General features: G+C 43.4%; 17 protein-coding genes and 1 pseudogene. 11 read left to right on the forward strand and 7 right to left on the reverse strand.

Features of this window, described 5'->3' with window-relative positions:
• Positions 1 to 112 precede the first annotated feature (112 nt).
• The 4 genes from B1A85_RS14360 (at position 113) to B1A85_RS14375 (ending at position 4,040) form a co-directional block, all read left to right on the forward strand.
• The gene (locus tag B1A85_RS14360) at positions 113 to 502 is read left to right on the forward strand and encodes a metal-sensitive transcriptional regulator (RefSeq protein WP_104547603.1); all 390 of its coding nucleotides are present in this window, start codon (positions 113 to 115) and stop codon (positions 500 to 502) included.
• A gap of 82 nt (positions 503 to 584) precedes the next feature.
• A complete protein-coding gene (locus B1A85_RS14365; protein WP_104547604.1) occupies positions 585 to 2,771 on the forward strand; it encodes a transglycosylase SLT domain-containing protein in 2,187 nt (728 codons plus the stop codon).
• A 124-nt stretch (positions 2,772 to 2,895) separates the two neighbouring features.
• The gene (tatC, locus tag B1A85_RS14370) at positions 2,896 to 3,711 is read left to right on the forward strand and encodes a twin-arginine translocase subunit TatC (protein WP_104547605.1); all 816 of its coding nucleotides are present in this window, start codon (positions 2,896 to 2,898) and stop codon (positions 3,709 to 3,711) included.
• Positions 3,708 to 4,040: a tRNA-binding protein gene (locus B1A85_RS14375; protein ID WP_104547606.1), complete on the forward strand. Its 333-nt coding sequence runs from the start codon at positions 3,708 to 3,710 to the stop codon at positions 4,038 to 4,040. The genes tatC and B1A85_RS14375 overlap by 4 nt, the downstream gene beginning before the upstream one ends.
• A 60-nt stretch (positions 4,041 to 4,100) precedes the next feature.
• Here the strand turns inward: B1A85_RS14375 and B1A85_RS14380 are convergent, their stop codons facing one another.
• Positions 4,101 to 4,415: a DUF3067 family protein gene (locus tag B1A85_RS14380; RefSeq protein ID WP_104547607.1), complete on the reverse strand. Its 315-nt coding sequence runs from the start codon at positions 4,413 to 4,415 to the stop codon at positions 4,101 to 4,103.
• Between the two features lie 231 nt (positions 4,416 to 4,646).
• Here B1A85_RS14380 and petC point away from each other — a divergent pair, with 231 nt between their 5' ends.
• Together petC and petA are read left to right on the forward strand one after the other, a co-directional pair.
• Positions 4,647 to 5,186, forward strand: coding sequence for a cytochrome b6-f complex iron-sulfur subunit (petC, locus tag B1A85_RS14385; RefSeq protein ID WP_104547608.1), 540 nt, complete (start codon positions 4,647 to 4,649; stop codon positions 5,184 to 5,186).
• Positions 5,187 to 5,306: 120 nt separating this feature from the next.
• Positions 5,307 to 6,290, forward strand: a complete 984-nt coding sequence (gene petA, locus B1A85_RS14390) for a cytochrome f (RefSeq protein WP_104547609.1) — start codon at positions 5,307 to 5,309, stop codon at positions 6,288 to 6,290.
• A gap of 678 nt (positions 6,291 to 6,968) precedes the next feature.
• Here petA and B1A85_RS14400 read toward each other — a convergent pair.
• Entirely contained in the window at positions 6,969 to 7,520 is a 552-nt protein-coding gene (locus B1A85_RS14400) for an HdeD family acid-resistance protein (protein WP_104547610.1), read from the reverse strand.
• A gap of 250 nt (positions 7,521 to 7,770) precedes the next feature.
• Complete coding sequence (locus B1A85_RS23945; protein WP_168192407.1) at positions 7,771 to 7,941, reverse strand: glycoside hydrolase 100 family protein; 171 nt, start codon at positions 7,939 to 7,941, stop codon at positions 7,771 to 7,773.
• Between the two features lie 92 nt (positions 7,942 to 8,033).
• Here B1A85_RS23945 and B1A85_RS26150 point away from each other — a divergent pair.
• Positions 8,034 to 8,490: pseudogene (locus tag B1A85_RS26150) on the forward strand (DUF3611 family protein).
• A gap of 50 nt (positions 8,491 to 8,540) precedes the next feature.
• On the opposite strand, the gene B1A85_RS14410 reads toward B1A85_RS26150, so the two are convergent.
• The gene (locus tag B1A85_RS14410) at positions 8,541 to 12,218 is read right to left on the reverse strand and encodes a CAAX protease (RefSeq protein WP_104547611.1); all 3,678 of its coding nucleotides are present in this window, start codon (positions 12,216 to 12,218) and stop codon (positions 8,541 to 8,543) included.
• Here B1A85_RS14410 and B1A85_RS14415 point away from each other — a divergent pair.
• The 4 genes from B1A85_RS14415 to B1A85_RS14430 all read left to right on the forward strand — a co-directional run bounded on the left by B1A85_RS14415 (position 12,217) and on the right by B1A85_RS14430 (position 15,459).
• Complete coding sequence (locus B1A85_RS14415) at positions 12,217 to 12,426, forward strand: hypothetical protein (protein ID WP_104547612.1); 210 nt, start codon at positions 12,217 to 12,219, stop codon at positions 12,424 to 12,426. The two genes, B1A85_RS14410 and B1A85_RS14415, sit on opposite strands and share 2 nt — an antisense overlap.
• A 34-nt stretch (positions 12,427 to 12,460) precedes the next feature.
• Entirely contained in the window at positions 12,461 to 14,452 is a 1,992-nt protein-coding gene (locus tag B1A85_RS14420) for a protein-arginine deiminase family protein (protein ID WP_104547613.1), read from the forward strand.
• Between the two features lie 77 nt (positions 14,453 to 14,529).
• A complete protein-coding gene (locus tag B1A85_RS14425) occupies positions 14,530 to 14,871 on the forward strand; it encodes a DOPA 4,5-dioxygenase family protein (protein ID WP_104547614.1) in 342 nt (113 codons plus the stop codon).
• Positions 14,872 to 15,063: 192 nt separating this feature from the next.
• A complete protein-coding gene (locus B1A85_RS14430) occupies positions 15,064 to 15,459 on the forward strand; it encodes a nuclear transport factor 2 family protein (RefSeq protein WP_104547615.1) in 396 nt (131 codons plus the stop codon).
• Between the two features lie 23 nt (positions 15,460 to 15,482).
• Here the strand turns inward: B1A85_RS14430 and B1A85_RS14435 are convergent, their stop codons facing one another.
• The 3 genes from B1A85_RS14435 to B1A85_RS14445 are packed head-to-tail and all read right to left on the reverse strand — an operon-like array spanning position 15,483 to position 17,558.
• Positions 15,483 to 16,271, reverse strand: a complete 789-nt coding sequence (locus B1A85_RS14435; RefSeq protein WP_104547616.1) for an amino acid ABC transporter ATP-binding protein — start codon at positions 16,269 to 16,271, stop codon at positions 15,483 to 15,485.
• The gene (locus tag B1A85_RS14440) at positions 16,261 to 16,920 is read right to left on the reverse strand and encodes an amino acid ABC transporter permease (protein ID WP_104547617.1); all 660 of its coding nucleotides are present in this window, start codon (positions 16,918 to 16,920) and stop codon (positions 16,261 to 16,263) included. The genes B1A85_RS14435 and B1A85_RS14440 overlap by 11 nt, the downstream gene beginning before the upstream one ends.
• The gene (locus tag B1A85_RS14445; protein ID WP_104547618.1) at positions 16,917 to 17,558 is read right to left on the reverse strand and encodes an amino acid ABC transporter permease; all 642 of its coding nucleotides are present in this window, start codon (positions 17,556 to 17,558) and stop codon (positions 16,917 to 16,919) included. Before B1A85_RS14445 ends, B1A85_RS14440 begins: the two co-directional genes overlap by 4 nt.
• Position 17,559: the final 1 nt, after the last annotated feature.

Genomic DNA, 17,559 nt, shown 5'->3' on the forward strand with positions numbered 1-17,559 from the left:
ATTACCCATTACCTATCAGTTTCCCAAAACCTAAAATTTCTGATAGGTATTTTTAGCATCGGCTCAACGATAAGCTAGGATCTATATCTATCCTCATGTGCGTCGCTCGCTTATGAATCGTTCTCATCAATTAGCAGAAGATAAATTGCCTGTCACTAGGGAGGAACATTCCCATAGCCACGATACTCGCAACGGAGGCGATCGCATAGGAGAGTCGTCAGCGCATCCTCACGTTCACAGCGAGGAATCACTCAGAAGCATTGTCAATCGCTTATCGCGCATTGAAGGACACATTCGCGGCGTGAAAACTATGGTACAAGAAAGCCGTCCGTGTCCAGAGGTACTGGTACAAATTGCTGCGGTACGCGGTGCGTTAGATCGAGTTGCGCGGATGATTTTGGATGCGCATCTTAGTGAGTGTATTACAAGAGCCGCTCAAGAAGGAAACATCGAAGTAGAAATGGCAGAGTTGAAAGCCGCTTTAGATCGATTTTTACCTTAAAAATAACTTTAAAAGCAGCTGTCACTTAGCAAGGAGTAATGTTAAAGTTTCTGGGAATCAGGCGTGACTTCCAGAAACCATTATGTTAGAACGATGGAAAAATCGAGTTCCCTTGGCTGCGGGTGTAGGATTATGCGCTGTGCTGATTGGGGTAGCAGTGATAGCTGCAAAGTCTAACGAGTGGTTGCAGTCGCCACAAGACAACGCACTACACGCAATCGATCGTCCAAAATCTTCAGTTCTGCCTTTAGTACCGCTATCGCCCACAGCACGAATGGTACAACTTAGCGCGATCGCCCAGTTACCGCCTTCTCAAGACCGCGATCGCGCCCGTTATATACTAGCCAACGATTATCTCCAGACTCAGCAAGCCGAACAAGCGCTACAACTTCTCGATGGTTTAGACCAAAGTTACCCTGTACTTGCTGCACCAATTCTTTCCAAACGCGCCCAAGCGTATGAGATTTTAGGCGATACCGCGAACGCGCAAGCAACGTATCAAGAATTGCTACAACGATATCCCACGCATCCAGTTGCAGTTGAAGCATTGTATTTTTTAGGAAGAACGACACCGCAGTATTGGCAAAAGGCGATCGCGCAATTTCCTTCGCATCCCCGTACGCTAGAAATCGCCCGTTTGTTACTACAACAAAATCCAAATCAACCACAGTTAATGCTACTCCTAGCAAGACATGGTTATGAACAACCAGGCGTTGTGGCAGTATTAGATCGACTCGCGAGTAACTATTCAGGACAATTACAACCCCAAGATTGGGAAGCAATTGCGATCGCCTACTGGGAAAATCAAGTTTACTCAAAAGCGGCAACAGCCTATCGACAAGCACCGCGCACACCTTTAAATGTCTACCGTATTGGTCGAAGCCTGCAACTGAGTAACAAGCGTACCGAAGCGATCGCAGCGTATCAGCAACTTATCCGCGAGTTCCCCTCTGCACCTGAAAGCGGTACAGCATTGTTAAACTTGGCACAAATTACCCAAAATAATAATGACAAATTATCATACCTCGATCGAGTTGTCAACCAATTTCCCCAACGTGCCGGCGAAGCCTTAGCGCAAAAAGCAGCGATTCTTGATAGCTTGGGAAATAGAACCTCGGCTGCGCAAACGCGACAATTGCTATTAGACAAGTACGGTGATTCGGATGCTGCGGTAGAGTACCGCTGGCGAATGGCACTTCAGAGAGCTGCAAATCAAGATTACCGAGGAGCATGGCAATGGGCGCAGCCGATTCCTACAAGTAACCCGAAAAATATTTTGGCTCCTCGCGCTGGCTTTTGGGTTGGTAAATGGGCGCAACAACTAGAAAGACAACAAGAAGCAAAAGCGGCATTTGAATATGTTTTAAGTCAATTTCCGCAATCGTATTATGCTTGGCGATCGGCAACGATGCTAGGTTTAGATGTTGGCAACTTTAACACTGTCCGCCAACTCAATTTTGAGATTATACCTCCACAACGTGCAGTTTTACCCGCAGGATCGGAGACTCTCAAAGAACTTTATCAATTAGGGCAAGATAGCGACGCTTGGGCGCTGTGGCGTGCAGAATTCCAAAACGATCGTCAACCGACTGTCGCCGAACAGTTTACTGACGGTTTGCTGCGAACGGCAATCGGGCAACATTTAAAAGGTATTAATTTAGTTTCAACGCTAGAAGATCGCGAATCTCCGCAAGATCGAGCTGAGTATCAATTACTGCGACAAGAGTTAGCGTATTGGCAAGCGCGTTATCCATTTCCCTTCTTTGAGGAAATTACAACTTGGTCGCAAAAGCGTCAGCTTAATCCTTTTTTGGTAACAGCACTCATTCGCCAAGAGTCGCGCTTTGAGCCAAAAATCCGTTCGGTTGCGGGTGCGGTAGGGCTAATGCAAGTGATGCCGAGCACAGGAGAATGGATCGCGCAAAAGATTGACTTGAAAGAGTATAACAAAGAGAACCCTCAAGATAATATGCGCTTGGGTACGTGGTACTTAGATCACACGCACGAACTGTACGACAATAATTCACTGCTGGCGATCGCCAGTTACAATGCAGGTCCAGGAAATGTTTCCCGATGGTTGAGAACTCTCAACACCAGAGATCCTGATGAATTTGTCGAAGCAATTCCTTTTGAAGAAACAAGAGGCTACGTCCGACAGGTTTTTGGTAACTATTGGAACTATTTACGACTATACAATTCAGAAGTTGCACAGTTGGTAGCGAAGTACACGACACGTCAAACGTCCTCTTTACCACAGCCACCACAGTAACACCTTAATTTAGGGGCAAGGGTCAGAGGTTAAACTTATTGAGAGCATAATATTACAGGGTTTTGGCTGTGAACTCTTATCTACCAGATAAAATAGATCGCAGATCTTGCAATAGAGCTGACTCATGACGCCGCCCTCGGATTTAGATAGTGCAACTATGCCCGATCCAACGACTGACTTGGAACAAGTAACCAAGACTGAAGACAATCAGGATTGGGAAGACTACTTAAATGAGTTACCTGGTGAAGTAGAAATGTCGCTGTTCGATCACCTAGAAGAGTTACGACAGCGAATTTTTTATTCCTTAATAGCCGTGGTGTTGGGGGTAATCGGCTGTTTTATCGCGGTTAAACCAATTGTTCAGTTACTTGAAGTTCCTGCCCAAGGAGTAAAGTTTCTACAGCTAGCGCCAGGAGAATACTTTTTTGTTTCGCTGAAAGTCGCAGGCTATAGTGGTTTGCTATTGGCTAGCCCGTTTATCCTTTATCAGATTATTCAGTTTGTATTACCAGGGCTAACACGCCGCGAACGTCGCTTAGTTGCACCAGTTGTTTTAGGTTCAACGGTATTATTTGCGGCTGGATTGGTATTTGCTTATCTCGTGCTGATTCCTGCTGCGTTGAAGTTTTTTATTAATTATGGTGCTGATGTCGTCGAACAGCTGTGGTCGATCGACCGCTACTTTGAGTTTGTACTACTACTGTTGTTTAGCACAGGCTTAGCGTTTCAAATTCCCGTCATTCAACTACTGCTTGGGGCTTTGGGGATTGTTTCTTCTAAACAAATGCTAGCAGGTTGGCGCTACGTCATTCTGGGTGGAGTTGTCTTAGGTGCTGTCTTGACACCTTCAACTGATCCTTTAACACAAAGTCTCTTGGCGGGTGCTGTTTTGGGACTTTACTTCGGTGGAATTGCTGCGGTTAAGTTGATTGGTAAATGACAGAAATTACGTACAGCGATTTTGAGAAAGTAGAAATTCGCGTCGGTAAGGTTGTTAAAGTTGAAGATTTTCCCAAAGCAAGAAGACCAGCATATAAACTATGGATCGATTTTGGCGCGTTAGGAATTAAAAAATCGAGTGCGCAAATTACGAAGTATCGCCACGAAGAGTTGACAGGTAGACAAGTTCTCGCCGTTACCAACTTTCCCCCGCGCCAAGTCGCAGATTTTATGTCTGAAGTCTTAGTTTTAGGAGTCGTACTTGACAATGAAGAAGTTGTCCTCATCAAACCCGATCGCGACGTTCCCCTAGGCAACCGAATTTTGTAACCTTATTCCCAGAGCTGTAATATAATCGCTCTGACCCTTGACCTCCCACCCCTGACCCTACTATATCAACCACTCTGAAGCACGTTCGCCCAAGTCTAAATCGAGGGGAATACTTACGGCTTTACCGAGTCGGGGACGTTCGCGGGTTTGAGCGATGAATTGTTGGACTTGCTGCGTTCCACCCAAGGCGTGAAGATAGTTAGCGATCGCATCTAAATGCTCTTGATATTCGGCTTCGGTGAGTGGAAAAGACGCTTGTTCTTGATATTTCCACATTATTTGCAGAAAAACCTTGCCTTGGACGCGGCGTAGCTGAACATCGTACGATCGCCCCCACTTGTTTAACAATATCTGGCGTAACTCCTTTCCTGTCATTTTGTTGCTGATTGCCTTTTACATTTCGTTATAAAGTAAAGCTGCGTAACTCAGGTATGATAGCAATATAAAGAAATGTAATGTTCCCCTCAAAAAGGTTGGAAACACTCTTAGAAGAGGGATTTGAACGTTGTTGCGAGTCGTGGTGGATCGACTCCAATAAAGGATAAGTAAGGTTCTGAGAGTAAATCTCAGCGTTGTTAACAAAGATACAAGCAAAGAGCAGAAATTATGGCTCAAATGTCGAAATCAATGGACGTACCCGATATGGGGCGTCGTCAATTCATGAACTTACTCACCTTTGGTACGATTACCGGAACCGCTCTAGGAGCATTGTATCCGGTAGTAAAATTCTTTATTCCGCCAAGTAGTGGTGGTGCTGGTGGCGGTGTCAAAGCCAAAGACGCGCTGGGTAACGATATTAGCGTCAGTAACTTTTTAGAAACGCACAATCCAGGCGATCGCGTCCTCGTGCAAGGACTCAAAGGCGATCCGACTTACGTTGTCGTCGAAAGCAAAGAAGCGATTGGCGATTATGGATTGAACGCGGTATGTACCCACCTCGGCTGTGTTGTTCCGTGGAACGCCGCTGAGAACAAGTTCAAGTGTCCGTGTCATGGCTCGCAGTACGATGAAACCGGGAAAGTTGTCAGAGGTCCTGCACCTTTATCGTTAGCCCTCGTACACGTGAGCCCAGAAGACGATAAAATTTCCATCACTCCTTGGACAGAAACTGATTTCCGTACAGGAGAAGCGCCTTGGTGGACTTGAAACAAAGAGGATCAAAAAAGATGCGTGACTAACCACTAACTACTAGCCACTAGTCTCGTCGAACCTCTAGTCTTTTGCCCTTACATTTGACCTTCGTCATAAATAAGTGTTTGGTTACTGATGAAAAAAGCTTTGTTATCAACAAAAGCGATTGTCAATACGCTGATCATAGCGATCGCTACTATTAGTTTCTTTCTCGCAAGCGACCTGGCGCTACCCCAGGCGGCGGCGGCTTATCCTTTTTGGGCACAACAAACCTATCCGGAAACTCCGCGCGAACCTACAGGAAGAATTGTCTGTGCCAACTGTCACCTCGCTGCCAAACCTACCGAAGTCGAGATTCCGCAATCGGTACTTCCCGACACAGTATTTGAAGCAGTTGTAAAAATTCCTTATGATACTAACGTACAGCAGGTCCTCAGCGATGGTTCCTTAGGTGGATTAAATGTAGGTGCTGTATTAATGTTGCCGGAAGGCTTTAAGATTGCCCCTCCTGAACGACTTTCAGAGGAGATGAAAGAAAAAGTCGGCGATCTTTACTTCCAGCCATATAGTGAAGATAAAGAAAACATCGTACTTGTTGGACCTTTACCAGGCGAACAGTATCAAGAAATCGTTTTCCCTGTCCTTTCTCCCGATCCGAGAACAGACAAAAATATCCACTTTGGTAAATATGCAGTTCATGTAGGTGGTAATCGCGGACGAGGTCAGATTTACCCTACAGGTGAGAAAAGCAATAATTCGGTTTATAATGCCTCTGCTGCCGGTACGATCGCCAAAATTGACCAAACTACAGATGAAAATGGTACAACTCAGTATCAAGTCACCATCAACACCGATGCAGGTGAAACAGTGGTTGAGACAATTCCCCTAGGACCAAAACTGCTTGTCTCAGAAGGACAAACAGTTGCTGCTGGTGATGCTTTAACCGATAATCCGAACGTTGGTGGATTTGGTCAAGACGACGGTGAAATTGTACTCCAAAGTGCTACTAGAATTCGATGGTTGATGGCATTTTTAGCTGCAATCATGTTGTGTCAAGTCCTGCTAGTACTCAAGAAGAAGCAAGTCGAGAAAGTACAAGCAGCGGAAATGAATTTCTAAACGTGGCTTTTTTGAAATCTTTTGGACAGGTTCATCGCCTGTCCTTTTTTATGAACTTGTCAGAAGTTCTTGCACAATTTGTAAACCTGTCTGTAATTGTCAACTCAAGAATGCTAAAAGACAAATTTGACCGCACTGCAGGAAAGGAGCCAACCCCGCAGAAGTTATATTGTTTCACTTTAAAGTTTATATAAGAGGAAGTAGAGGAGATCGGATGATTGTGATTTGTTGCAACTTTTGATTAAATTGCCGCAGACTGCGCTTCATCGACTTTTAGCGACGACTTTTACGAGTTCAGTATAAGTAGCAGGACGACTCCACATCAGATCGTGAGGAACATTCGATCCTGTAAGTTCTTCGAGGTTGTCTGCTACAAAGAATCGAGCTACTGAGTTCGTGCGAATGCGATCGCTGCGATACCGCTTAGCATACAGTGCAATGCTTTAGTTCAAGTTCGCAATTTGTGGCAGCTGGCAATTTCCGCTGACAAGCATTATGGTCTGGTTGCAATTTAAGCACTGCGCATGCAATTGTCAAGCACGTGAATGTTGTACATCCGATCTTGGGATACCACTTCGAACTTTTTTGTGTACCAATGATGATAAAAAGGCTAAAGGGTGAAGGATAACTCGTAACTAACCACAAAGAAAGATTAATTAACCGGAGATAATATCAAGACTAAGTAGCGCGCGGTAATGATGATAAGATAATCATCCAGATACCATTGAATAAAAGGGTAATTCCAACAAAAAGTCCGAGTAACCAATCTGCATTGAAAGGCCATTCAGACCAAATAAGGATACCCAAGATAATCCCTAGAATGCCGCTGAATAATACCCAACCCCAATTGCGAGCAGGACGCAAATTAAAGGCAATAAAAACTTGTAATGCACCTTGAATAAAGATGGTAATTCCGAGTATAAGGGTTAGGGCGATCGCTCCCGGAAGGATGTTAGTTAAAACAACAAGCCCAGCTACAAAATACAAGATACTCAGTAGTAGTTTCCAGACAAATTGACCTGCTCCTCGCGACCCAAAAGCGTAGATAAACTGAGCAATTCCAGCAAAAATAAAAATCCAGCCGAAGGCTATTGTCGCAGCAATGGTTGCATAAACAGGTCGAGCAATAGCAGCTAGCCCGATAATGACTAATAAGATCCCAACTATGATACCGATACCTGAGCCACCAGTGCGTTCTCTATCTCTCACTTCAGGATCTGTAGTTCTCATTCAAATCTCCTTCTGTTTAATCTAAGTCCCTTCAGCCAGTAGATTTTTACTCATCGTTGCTAGCGTTTGGGTGAAAACATCTTTAGATTTTCGCGCAGAGCTTAAGTATTAGAGTCTTTTGCCTTACCAATCTCAATTAGACAGTTCACCTTTAACTTACCATGTTGACAGCATCAAGTTCGGGAACTTCTCGTCCCTACAACAATTCAACTAAAACTCTCACTTAATTTCCTCCTCAAAACTCACTAACTCAACATGTTTTGGGCAAGCCAGCGATCGTCCAAGTTTGATAAATCCTCGTTTCTTTACCAATTAAGTGTACCTGTTTGCCTTCGTAGTGTTTCTCAACTTGGACTGACACTGCGACTGAACTGACCGTAAGCCTAATAGCGATCGGCACGCTGAGTCTATCAAGAGCCATATCGCTTGTGGCGAGTTTGTTTAAATTAATTACTACTTCAGTAAAAACATATCTTTTCTACATCCTTCTAAGGGTGAATTTAAATCGGGCTAATGTTTGATACTTATGTAGGATGTATTGTATTAGCTGTTAGCAAAATTAACTTAAATGCTTACTTACCTGCACCGACTAAACAACGATTTTCAGCTACTCGCGGAGTTAGGAAGGTTAGCTTCTGGTTACAATTAGCTCTAGGTAGTATTTCTAGTTTGGCTTTATTATTAGCTATATTCAGCCGTAATACTACTATTCAAGCAACAAAAAACCTAGTTATAGTGCCTGGTGTATTTTTGGGTATTAAAAGAGGAAGTACTTCGAGTATTAAACACTGGATTGATTGTTAGTTTGGTTGGTCTACTGTTAGCTTTTTTAGCCTCTGAAGTGACGCTCGCTACCGTAGCAGCAAAAGCTTTAGCGCTACCTCAAGGAGTAGCAGCTTATACTTCGATAAATTCGATTCGTCCGTTGGATATTTTTGTTGTCTTGGCAAACGTCAATGCGACTGTTTAGCTGGTTGGATGACTAGTCAAGATCGCTTATGTGTTGCATTAGAGATCTAATCATAACGTTATCGGAGCAACAGGCTCGATATCAGGATCTACTCCACCAAGCTGATTAGTTCGCAACACCCATGCTGAACCACCTTGTCTGATAAATGCTTCGGTAACTTCATCGCTGGTTAGGCGAGGTAAGATAGTGCGCCAACTAATTAAACTGCGGATTAAGTTTTGCATTGGATTATCTTCTAGGGTACTACCTAACACCTCAGCTTGATTTTTCCAGTCGGCGCGTGCGGTTCCCCAAGGTAAAAGTACGCGTTTCAAATCAAGACCCAACCTTTCTAACTGTTCTAATCTGTACAATTGTTCGGGATTTTGTTGTATCCAAGCTTCTACATCTGGATGCGAACGAAGGGCTTTAGCGATTTGCCTAAGCGCTGCATACAAAGCTTGATTGGCGTCTTGGGTGCAATTATTAGCAGGTCCGACAAAAGTACCTCCGGTTCCATCACCAATGCGATAGCGAGCCGCCATAATTTCTAGCTGATAAATTACTCGATCCAAAGGCGATCGCTTCACACCATCTTGAGTTTCATAATCACCCGTAAACCCATCAAGTTCGACAATTGTGTCGCAAACAGGACGCAAGCCCATCCAACCAAACGAGCGATCGCCCATATAACGCGACCAATGCAAGCTACCTGCAATCAATCCATCTGTATTATGCGTATAGATTTGGTGATAAATAATTTCAAATCGCAATTCATCGGCTAACGGTTCGCGCACTACTGTGGCAATTCCATAAGCAAAATGACCGAAGTAAACAGGACCTTTCGCCGCTGGTTCAGTTTTCTTACCACCAATTCCGCCATAAACGTGAACGAGTAGCGCCCGCTTACCTTCGTGCCAAGTTGCATTGTTAGTCTCGCTACCGAGTAATGCCGTGCTAATTCTACCTTTTTGCGCGGTCAGATTGCCCCAAACCTCCTTTTTGAGATATTTTTTGACTGCTTTGCTTTCAATTCTGCGCTCTGGTTTGACCTGAAAGAGAACGCGAGGGGCTAATGCTTGGACGACAAATATCCCTGACTCGTCCGGCGCACCATAGATGTACCATCCAGTTGCGTTGAGAGGAGATTTTTCAATTTGTCTACTTGTGGAGGGATAAGTATTATTGCGATTGGCAACTACAGAAGGCATTTTCACCGTTTCTGCGGCTCCATCAAATTGCCTGGAAGAGGAATTGAAATGAACTACGCGAAACAAATCACTATCAGATTCTACTTGTAGAAATTTCACCAAGCCGTAGTAGCGTCCTGTAATTTGAACAGGTTCGTGAGAAATACACAAGGCGTATGCAGCGATATTTGCATGACCTATATTAGGGATAGACTGCACGGCGACGGGTTCTTGCAACATCACGATGACATCATCAACAGGATGCGAACCTGCTAGCGATTCTAAAGGATCGACAAGTCGCCAGTGATTAATTCGCGTTGGATGGATGTTACCTTGTTGACTGCTGTACTCAGCTTGAGCGCTGAAATGCACGTCTTTCGTAACTGTTTTGACATGCGATCGCACCTGTGGCTCGTCGCTCCAGCGTAAAATTATGACTTGTCCAACAAGCTGCTGAAACTCGGTGGGTGCATGATGCACTTCAAACAAGACTCCTTTGATTGCTTGGCGTTGGTTTTTCGCAGGCAAAATCAATCTTCCCATCCAAGGTGCAATGGGTCGGTAGTATTCTTGAGACACTGATTGATGCAGTGGATAAAACTGAGGATGATTGAAAGCGGCTTGTCGATATCGTTCGTAATTACTAACTTGACGAGGAGTCGATCGGTCTTCTATTGCAGCAGTACCTAGTAAAATTTCTACAACCCAATCAATCGTTTGTTGCAAGTAACTGCGACCGTCGGGGAGAAACTGTTCGGGGTCCATTAATCCTCCTGGGAGTTGATGTCCGACTGGACCTAGGGAAATTCGATTCACTTTTCCCATACGTTTGGCACGATTCCAGTAAGACAAGAAGAAGATTGCCCAACGCTTGGGAAACATCAGACTCATCCGCTCAACAAAATCTTTGTCACCTACCAAATGATAGAGATGCTCTAGTTTTAAGATGTTAATATTGCCGCTAATCACTCCGCCGAGCGAAATGACCTCAATTGGGGCGGTTAACGCCTGTCGTAAAAATGGGGCTGATCCTGCTGCCATTTGTCCGCCACCACTAAAACCAATCAACGTAATGGGGACACCGCTATCGGGTTGATAGCCATGTCGGATAAGCGCTTGATAAATGACTTTGGCAATTCCCAGATTGTAGATGGGTCCGTAGCGTTTGTCAGCAGATACCGCGACGACCAAAACATTGCGAATATTGACTAAATAACCAAACAAGCTGGCAGGGTTTTTGAGTCTGAAGGATTCAGCTAAGCGCCAAAAGAAGGCGAGGGGACGATTGCCTGTAAGTGGGTTGTTGCGCACTGAGTAGGGCATAATGCCTTTAATCAGCAACACGTCCTCTGGTAGAACAGGTGCTAAAGTGTCGAGAAACTCTTGGATATCTGGTAGATAGTCGAATGTAGATTGACCAATTCCATCGAGATAAACGACATAGCGCGAGATGTCTTGTGGAATAGACGGCGGCTTTTCGGTTGCAGCAGGAATTGTGTTAACGCGATCGCCATACCAACCTGCCCACCAGCCAAGTGCTTCTAAGGGAGCTAAAATCGCAGCAGCGACAAAGGCAATAATGCCGATCCATGCTAAATCGAAAGCTAGTCTCAAGATACCGCCCAAGTTGCCATACCAGGCAAACCACCAATAACGAATCGGTGAGAGAAGAACGACCGCCGCAAAAGTAACGCCAGCCAGCGCGAGAATACTGGGTAGTTGTCGAACAATTTTACTGACCTGAAAACGGCGATCGCGGTCAATAGCATCAGCTTGAGCAGCAACGGTTGCATGAGTGCGAGAGTTCGATGATGTGGAGTATTGCGATCGCTTCTTTACAGCACTCATTTCCGCATCTACTTGGGGAGAAGTGACAGCGTTTGTGTCGAATTTGTTGATGACTGTTAAATTAGTTGCAAAACTTCGCAATCGCTTTTGCAACATAGCTGGAAACCTTTCGCGCTTGGTCACGAGTTCTACACCCGCCACTTGGCAAGCAATCCAATAACCGAACTGCGCGATCGGCTGTCCAATCGTGCGTTGTATTACCCATAGCGTCAACCATCCTAATGCAACAGTACCAAATGCTTGCCATACAGTCGTATTAGTCGCAGCGGCAAAGCCTACAACCATTGCCAACAACTGCCACAGCGACAACACTAATAGAATCGGTTCCCCTAGATAAGGCATCGCCCCAAATACGCTAAAGACAAGCGGTGCATAACTAAAGCCTAAAGTGCGTGCTACAACCTCAAACGGCGCTTCAACGGTAAATGGAGCAAAACTAATTACCCAAGTACTCAAAACGAGAAACAAGTAGCCAAACGCAAACAAAACTGCTCCGATCAGCAGCGTAAATACAAAGCGAATGGGTGTAACCCGATTAACAAAGAGAATAACGCTCTGAGCAACGACTTGAGATAAACTAGCGGCTAGAACAACGACGAACGCTACCGTCGAGCCATCAGGCAGGGTGTTGATTTGCTCAAAGGCTTCAAACTTGAGCGCTAGTACCCATCCCAATAATTCCCAAAACCGATTAAGGGCAGTTTCATTCATGGCAGAAGTGAAAAAGCTTTTGCAATGCGTGAAGTCACTAAGGATTCATGATAAACCGCTTGCAGAAATTGAAAAGATAGAGCAGAACCAAGTTAACGTCGATTTGTACAGCGCCTACAAATTCAGCCACGCGCGCAGTGCTTCTCAATTTCATTCAATTAAACGACATTTTGACGCCAAGATCCAAGACCTTGGTACAGTGAAATGAGACATTGAGTGTTCATAAATCTCTATTAGCGGCTATGAGAGAAATACAGATTGAAACATCTCCTGAAGTTTATTCACGTTCTCAAAAAGAAAGTAGAGAATATGAAGATGTTTTAGTTGTTGGTCAGCCAACGCAAATTTCTTTAGCACACCTAGCACCGTCAGAAGAGGCAATTATTAGCTTCAAAGTGCAAGGAGAACTTGAAATTTATTCGCATACAAATCAACTCATCGAGCCACAAATAGCAGTTCCTCTTAAGCAACTTCCAACAATTATCTTGCTGGCAAGAACCTTTAGCGATCGCCTCAACGACCGTTCCATAACAATAATCTTTCAAGACGAGACTGGTCATCAATACCAAATTCAACTAAAGCTTACTTGTCTGCGAATTTGTCTCGACGCGGATGCAGATCGCGATGGAATTATTGAAGAAAATAACCCTCATAAAGGAGAGTGGAAATGGGGAATTAATGGACACGGTGCAATTTTATGCGTTAAGACCGACCGCGATGTTGTAAATTCTAGTAGTAGTCCATATGACGATAAACCTCTTCAAATATCGAATATAAACGGATTGAGCTTTATCATTGTTCGCCGTGTTGGTTTAAAACCTTTACCTATTGGATACGAAGTTAATTTATCAGTTGACCCAAATATTGCCCAACGAATTTGTATTTATGATGAACTCGATGCGGCGGGTTATGAATTAATTGGCGCAAAGAAAACAACAGCAAAAATCAGAGAAACTGACCGAGATATTCTTTTAGCTATCAGGGGATTAAGTTATCCCGATGCTGATTTTGATGGTTTAGTTGAGATTACTTTAAACCTGACGAAAGATAGAGAAAATATCTACAGCGATCGCGTAGTTTTTCGCGTTGCTCCTTGGATGATGACTCCTAATACTTTAGCTCCTATCACTGTATTTGTTTCTCGTTTATCGAAGGGCGATAACGAAGAATTTATCGAGGAACTGAGAAAAGTTGTTGGCAAAGCTAACGCGCAACTCGATCCGGTTCCTTTTGAGTTTCACAAAGACGATCCTTGGATGCGCGATGAAATTGAAATTGGTTACACTCAAGCGCCAGGAAAATATCTTCATGTCGTCCTTGATTCACCACGCGATCGCGGACTCGATCGCTTTGCTAAACGCAAATTACTAGGAAGTGACTTTGGCTACGTAATTCGTAAAAGTCATCATCCAGCGACAAAATTAGACTCTTTTGGAAATTTAGAAGTTTCGCCGCCAGTTACAGTAAAAGGAATTGATTATCCTTTTGGGCGTCTGATATTTGGTGGAACGCGCCCAGATATTATCCAAAACCCACGCCGCAAGTTAAAAGTTTTGCGAGACTTCTTTTTTGCTCAAAAAATTCAAGCCCCCTTTGAAATCTTTTCTGATTGGCTGAGTGTAGGGCATATCGATGAATTTATGACGTTTGTTCCTGCGCCTAATTCTCTAGGGTTTAAAATGCTTCTTGCTAGCCCTGATAAGTGTTATACCATTCTCCACCGCCTACAAAACGAAGGACATTCTCAAGCGTTACTACGGCAAGGCAAACAGCTTTACAAAAAACCTGCTGATATTAGTGTAGCTGAAGTGCTTAATAACGAAGAATTAGCTCGGCAAAACCAAAGCTATCAAGAACATATTAATTGGAATCGAGAGGTTTTAAAACAAGAATTAGGTTTAGCTGAAGACGATATTATCGATATACCTGCTTTGTTTCAAGACGATGGTGATGGACGAGCAGAAACCTTTTTCCCTAACATGGTTAATATGATTGTGCTTCAACAACATCTGGCTATTCCTAAACCCTTTGGACCACACATCAACAATCAATGTCAATTTGAAGCTGACGTTCGAGCGGTTTTAGAACCTTTGGGTTTAGTTTGTCACTTTATTGATGATTGGGACCCTTATTTTCGAGGAGGAGGAGAAATTCACTGCGGTACTAATACTAGCCGACAACCTTTCGCCCAAAAATGGTGGGAAATTGAACCAAAATTTTTCAACCCTTCATAACGAAAGATTTAAAAATACATTACCTTAGCTAACTATTGTCTAATTCATTTCTCAGCACAATCATCTAACAATGGACGATGGAATTTCAAGACATCAGTTTGATCAAGGGTTATCATGCCCACGTGTACTTCGATGAATCAACGGTTGAACAAGCCCAAGCTTTATGTGAAGCAGCTGGTAAGCTATTTTCAGTAACTGTTGGTCGGATGCACCACAGGCAAGTTGGACCGCACCCAAGTTGGAGTTGTCAGCTAGCTTTCGATCGCAATCAGTATTCAGATTTACTATCGTGGCTAGCGCTGAATCGAAATGGTTTAACAATCTTGATTCATCCTTTAACTGGAAACGATTTAAAAGACCATACTGATTATGCATTGTGGATGGGAGAACCACAAACTTTGAAGCTTGATGTATTGTAATTCATCACAACCTGATAAGCCTACTCATGATTAATTTTCAGCGACAAGCCATTCCTTACTATCTGCAATCAAAAGATGAACTTAGTTGTTAAATCGTCTTTAGTTAAATAATCTTTCTTTGCGATTATTTACTATTCACTAGCCACCATTATTATCATCACTAATCGACCAAATTTAATTTCAAATTATCTTATGACTGATTCATCTGATAAAGAAGCAATTTTAGCGGTTAACGAAGCTTTTTATCGTGCTTTCGCTAATCGAGACATCACTAGTATGAGCCGTTTGTGGTGGCAAGGTGCAACCAGTTTGTGTATCCATCCTGGTGGTAATATTCTGATTGGATGGGAAACGATTCGATCCTCTTGGGAATCGATCTTTCGCCATACTGATCTCTTAGAAATCGAAACAGAAATTATTAAAGTAGAAGTTGACTACGCGATCGCCTATGTTGTCGTTCGAGAAATTGTTTTGCAATCGAACCGAGGTAGAAAGGTAAAAGCATCGTCACTCGCAACGAATATCTTTCAGAAGATGGCTCAAGAATGGTACTTAGTTCAACATCATGGCAGTCCAATTATGCGTTAGTCATCTGCCTGTTGCAAATAACGCTAGGAAAATCGCTCTAAGAATTGTTTCGTTCGAGCCGTTTTAGGCTGGTTAAAGAAACTGTGTGGTTCAGCCGTCTCAATAATTCTACCTGCGTCCATAAACACGATGCGATCGGCAACTTCTTTTGCAAACTGCATTTCATGGGTCGCGATAAGCATTGTCATTCCTTCTTGTGCAAGCGTCTTCATGACAGACAGAACTTCACCAACTAACTCCGGATCGAGCGCACTTGTTGGTTCATCGAATAAAATCACTTCTGACTTCATAGCTAGCGCCCGCGCGATCGCGACTCGCTGCTTTTGTCCCCCTGATAGTCGCGCCGGATAAACATTCTTTTTGTCGAGTAGCCCAACTTTGATGAGTAGTTGTTCGGCTTGGGCGATCGCGTCAGCTTTAGAACGCTTCTGAACGTGAATCGGGGCTTCCGTGATATTTTCTAGAACAGTCATGTGCGGCCAAAGGTTAAAATGTTGAAAAACCATGCTGACACGAGTTCGCATCTTGGCAAGTTCTGCTTCGGTCATGAGAGTATCTTTCCCGCGACTTGTTTTGCGCCCCATCTGCGTGCCATGAATATAAATCTCTCCAGAGTTAGGAGTTTCTAACCAGTTGATGCAACGTAGTAAAGTCGATTTTCCCGAACCACTAGGACCCAATAAACAAACGGTTTCTCCTGGTAAAATCCGTAAATTGATATCATGTAATACCTCAAGTTGACCAAAACTTTTGCGCAAATGCAGTAGTTCCACCGCAGGTATTATTTGTGTTTCGACTCGGCTATCTAGCATAAATACTCCTAAAGGTTTCAACTTTACTTACACATAGTTCAACCGTTAAACATAACAACCAATACAGCACTGCGGCGACAAAAAATGACTCAAATGGAACATAATAAGTCGATTGAATTGACCTTGCTACAAAAGTTAATTCTTGAATTGTGATAATAGAGAGAAACGCAGAATCTTTAATGATTTGAATAAATTGATTACCTAATACAGGTACAGAGAACAACAAGATTTGGGGCAAAATAATGCGTCTTATTAGTTGCCAACCTGTAAACCCATAAGCACGTCCTGCTTCAATTTGTCCAAAGGGTAAACTTGCCCAAGCAGAACGTAAAATTTCCGCTATGTAAGCTGTGTTATAGACAACAATTGTCACAACAGCAGTCGTCCAATTGTCTAGTGTTATTCCTAATGAAGGCAGACCATAATAGATAACATACGCCAGCATCAAAAAAGGAACGGCTCTTGCTGCATCGACAAAGCTTTGTACTGAAGTACGAGCAATTTGAGAGTGCGAAATTAATGGAATTAATAAGAGAATACCAAGCAGTAATGATAAAGCCATACCAGCAGTGCAGAGCCAAATTGTATTCCATAAGCCTTCAAGAAACCGAGGAAGATTATCAAAAATCACATTAAATTGAATGCTCATATTAATTCATACCTCTGATGCATTCGATAATCGATTGTGCGAGTTAAACGAGTAAAGCCAAACAAAAGAAGGATATAAAACAGCATGGCGATCGCAGTCATCGTTAAAGGCTGAAAATTACTGGCAGCTAACTGACTAGCACGGCGAGTTAAATCATTAATTCCGATTACGCCTACCGCTGGACTCGCTTTGACAATGAATGTAATTTCATTAGCGATCGCTGGCAAACTAGCCCGCCACACCTGTGGTAAGATGATGCGAACGAATGCTTGATTTTGGGTCATTCCAAAAGCTTTTGCTGCTTCAACTTGTTCCACTGAGAAGTTAAGGATGGCTGAGCGCCAAATCTCACTAATAAAGGCAGAATGATTAATTGCTAGGGCAATGCTACCGGCGACAAATGCGTCTAAATTGATACCTAAAAAGGGTATGCCAAAATATAGCCAAAGAACTAGAAGAACGAGTGGTAAACTGCGGATGAAGCTGACGTATAGTGTTAATAGTTGACTTACAATAGGAATCTTTTTAACTCTCCCTAAAGCGACAGCTAAGCCCAAAGGAATTCCGATGATAACGCCCATTAAAGAAGTGATGCAGGTAATTACCAATCCGTAGAACAAATATTCTAAATCTCCCATT

The sequence above is a fragment of the Chroococcidiopsis sp. TS-821 genome (assembly GCF_002939305.1).
In the GTDB taxonomy this organism is placed as follows: Bacteria; Cyanobacteriota; Cyanobacteriia; order Cyanobacteriales; family Chroococcidiopsidaceae; genus Chroogloeocystis.

Bases quoted from the DNA above. Each gene is read 5' to 3' on its own strand.
- B1A85_RS14375 (WP_104547606.1), top strand. From the start codon at position 3,708: ATGACAGAAATTACGTACAGCGATTTTGAGAAAGTAGAAATTCGCGTC.
- B1A85_RS14440 (WP_104547617.1), bottom strand. From the start codon at position 16,920: ATGAGCATTCAATTTAATGTGATTTTTGATAATCTTCCTCGGTTTCTT.
- B1A85_RS14435 (WP_104547616.1), bottom strand. From the start codon at position 16,271: ATGCTAGATAGCCGAGTCGAAACACAAATAATACCTGCGGTGGAACTA.
- B1A85_RS14410 (WP_104547611.1), bottom strand. From the start codon at position 12,218: ATGAATGAAACTGCCCTTAATCGGTTTTGGGAATTATTGGGATGGGTA.
- B1A85_RS14415 (WP_104547612.1), top strand. From the start codon at position 12,217: ATGGCAGAAGTGAAAAAGCTTTTGCAATGCGTGAAGTCACTAAGGATT.
- B1A85_RS14445 (WP_104547618.1), bottom strand. From the start codon at position 17,558: ATGGGAGATTTAGAATATTTGTTCTACGGATTGGTAATTACCTGCATC.
- B1A85_RS23945 (WP_168192407.1), bottom strand. From the start codon at position 7,941: ATGGCTCTTGATAGACTCAGCGTGCCGATCGCTATTAGGCTTACGGTC.
- B1A85_RS14425 (WP_104547614.1), top strand. From the start codon at position 14,530: ATGGAATTTCAAGACATCAGTTTGATCAAGGGTTATCATGCCCACGTG.
- B1A85_RS14400 (WP_104547610.1), bottom strand. From the start codon at position 7,520: ATGAGAACTACAGATCCTGAAGTGAGAGATAGAGAACGCACTGGTGGC.
- B1A85_RS14365 (WP_104547604.1), top strand. From the start codon at position 585: ATGTTAGAACGATGGAAAAATCGAGTTCCCTTGGCTGCGGGTGTAGGA.
- tatC (WP_104547605.1), top strand. From the start codon at position 2,896: ATGACGCCGCCCTCGGATTTAGATAGTGCAACTATGCCCGATCCAACG.
- B1A85_RS14430 (WP_104547615.1), top strand. From the start codon at position 15,064: ATGACTGATTCATCTGATAAAGAAGCAATTTTAGCGGTTAACGAAGCT.
- petC (WP_104547608.1), top strand. From the start codon at position 4,647: ATGGCTCAAATGTCGAAATCAATGGACGTACCCGATATGGGGCGTCGT.
- petA (WP_104547609.1), top strand. From the start codon at position 5,307: ATGAAAAAAGCTTTGTTATCAACAAAAGCGATTGTCAATACGCTGATC.
- B1A85_RS14380 (WP_104547607.1), bottom strand. From the start codon at position 4,415: ATGACAGGAAAGGAGTTACGCCAGATATTGTTAAACAAGTGGGGGCGA.
- B1A85_RS14420 (WP_104547613.1), top strand. From the start codon at position 12,461: ATGAGAGAAATACAGATTGAAACATCTCCTGAAGTTTATTCACGTTCT.
- B1A85_RS14360 (WP_104547603.1), top strand. From the start codon at position 113: ATGAATCGTTCTCATCAATTAGCAGAAGATAAATTGCCTGTCACTAGG.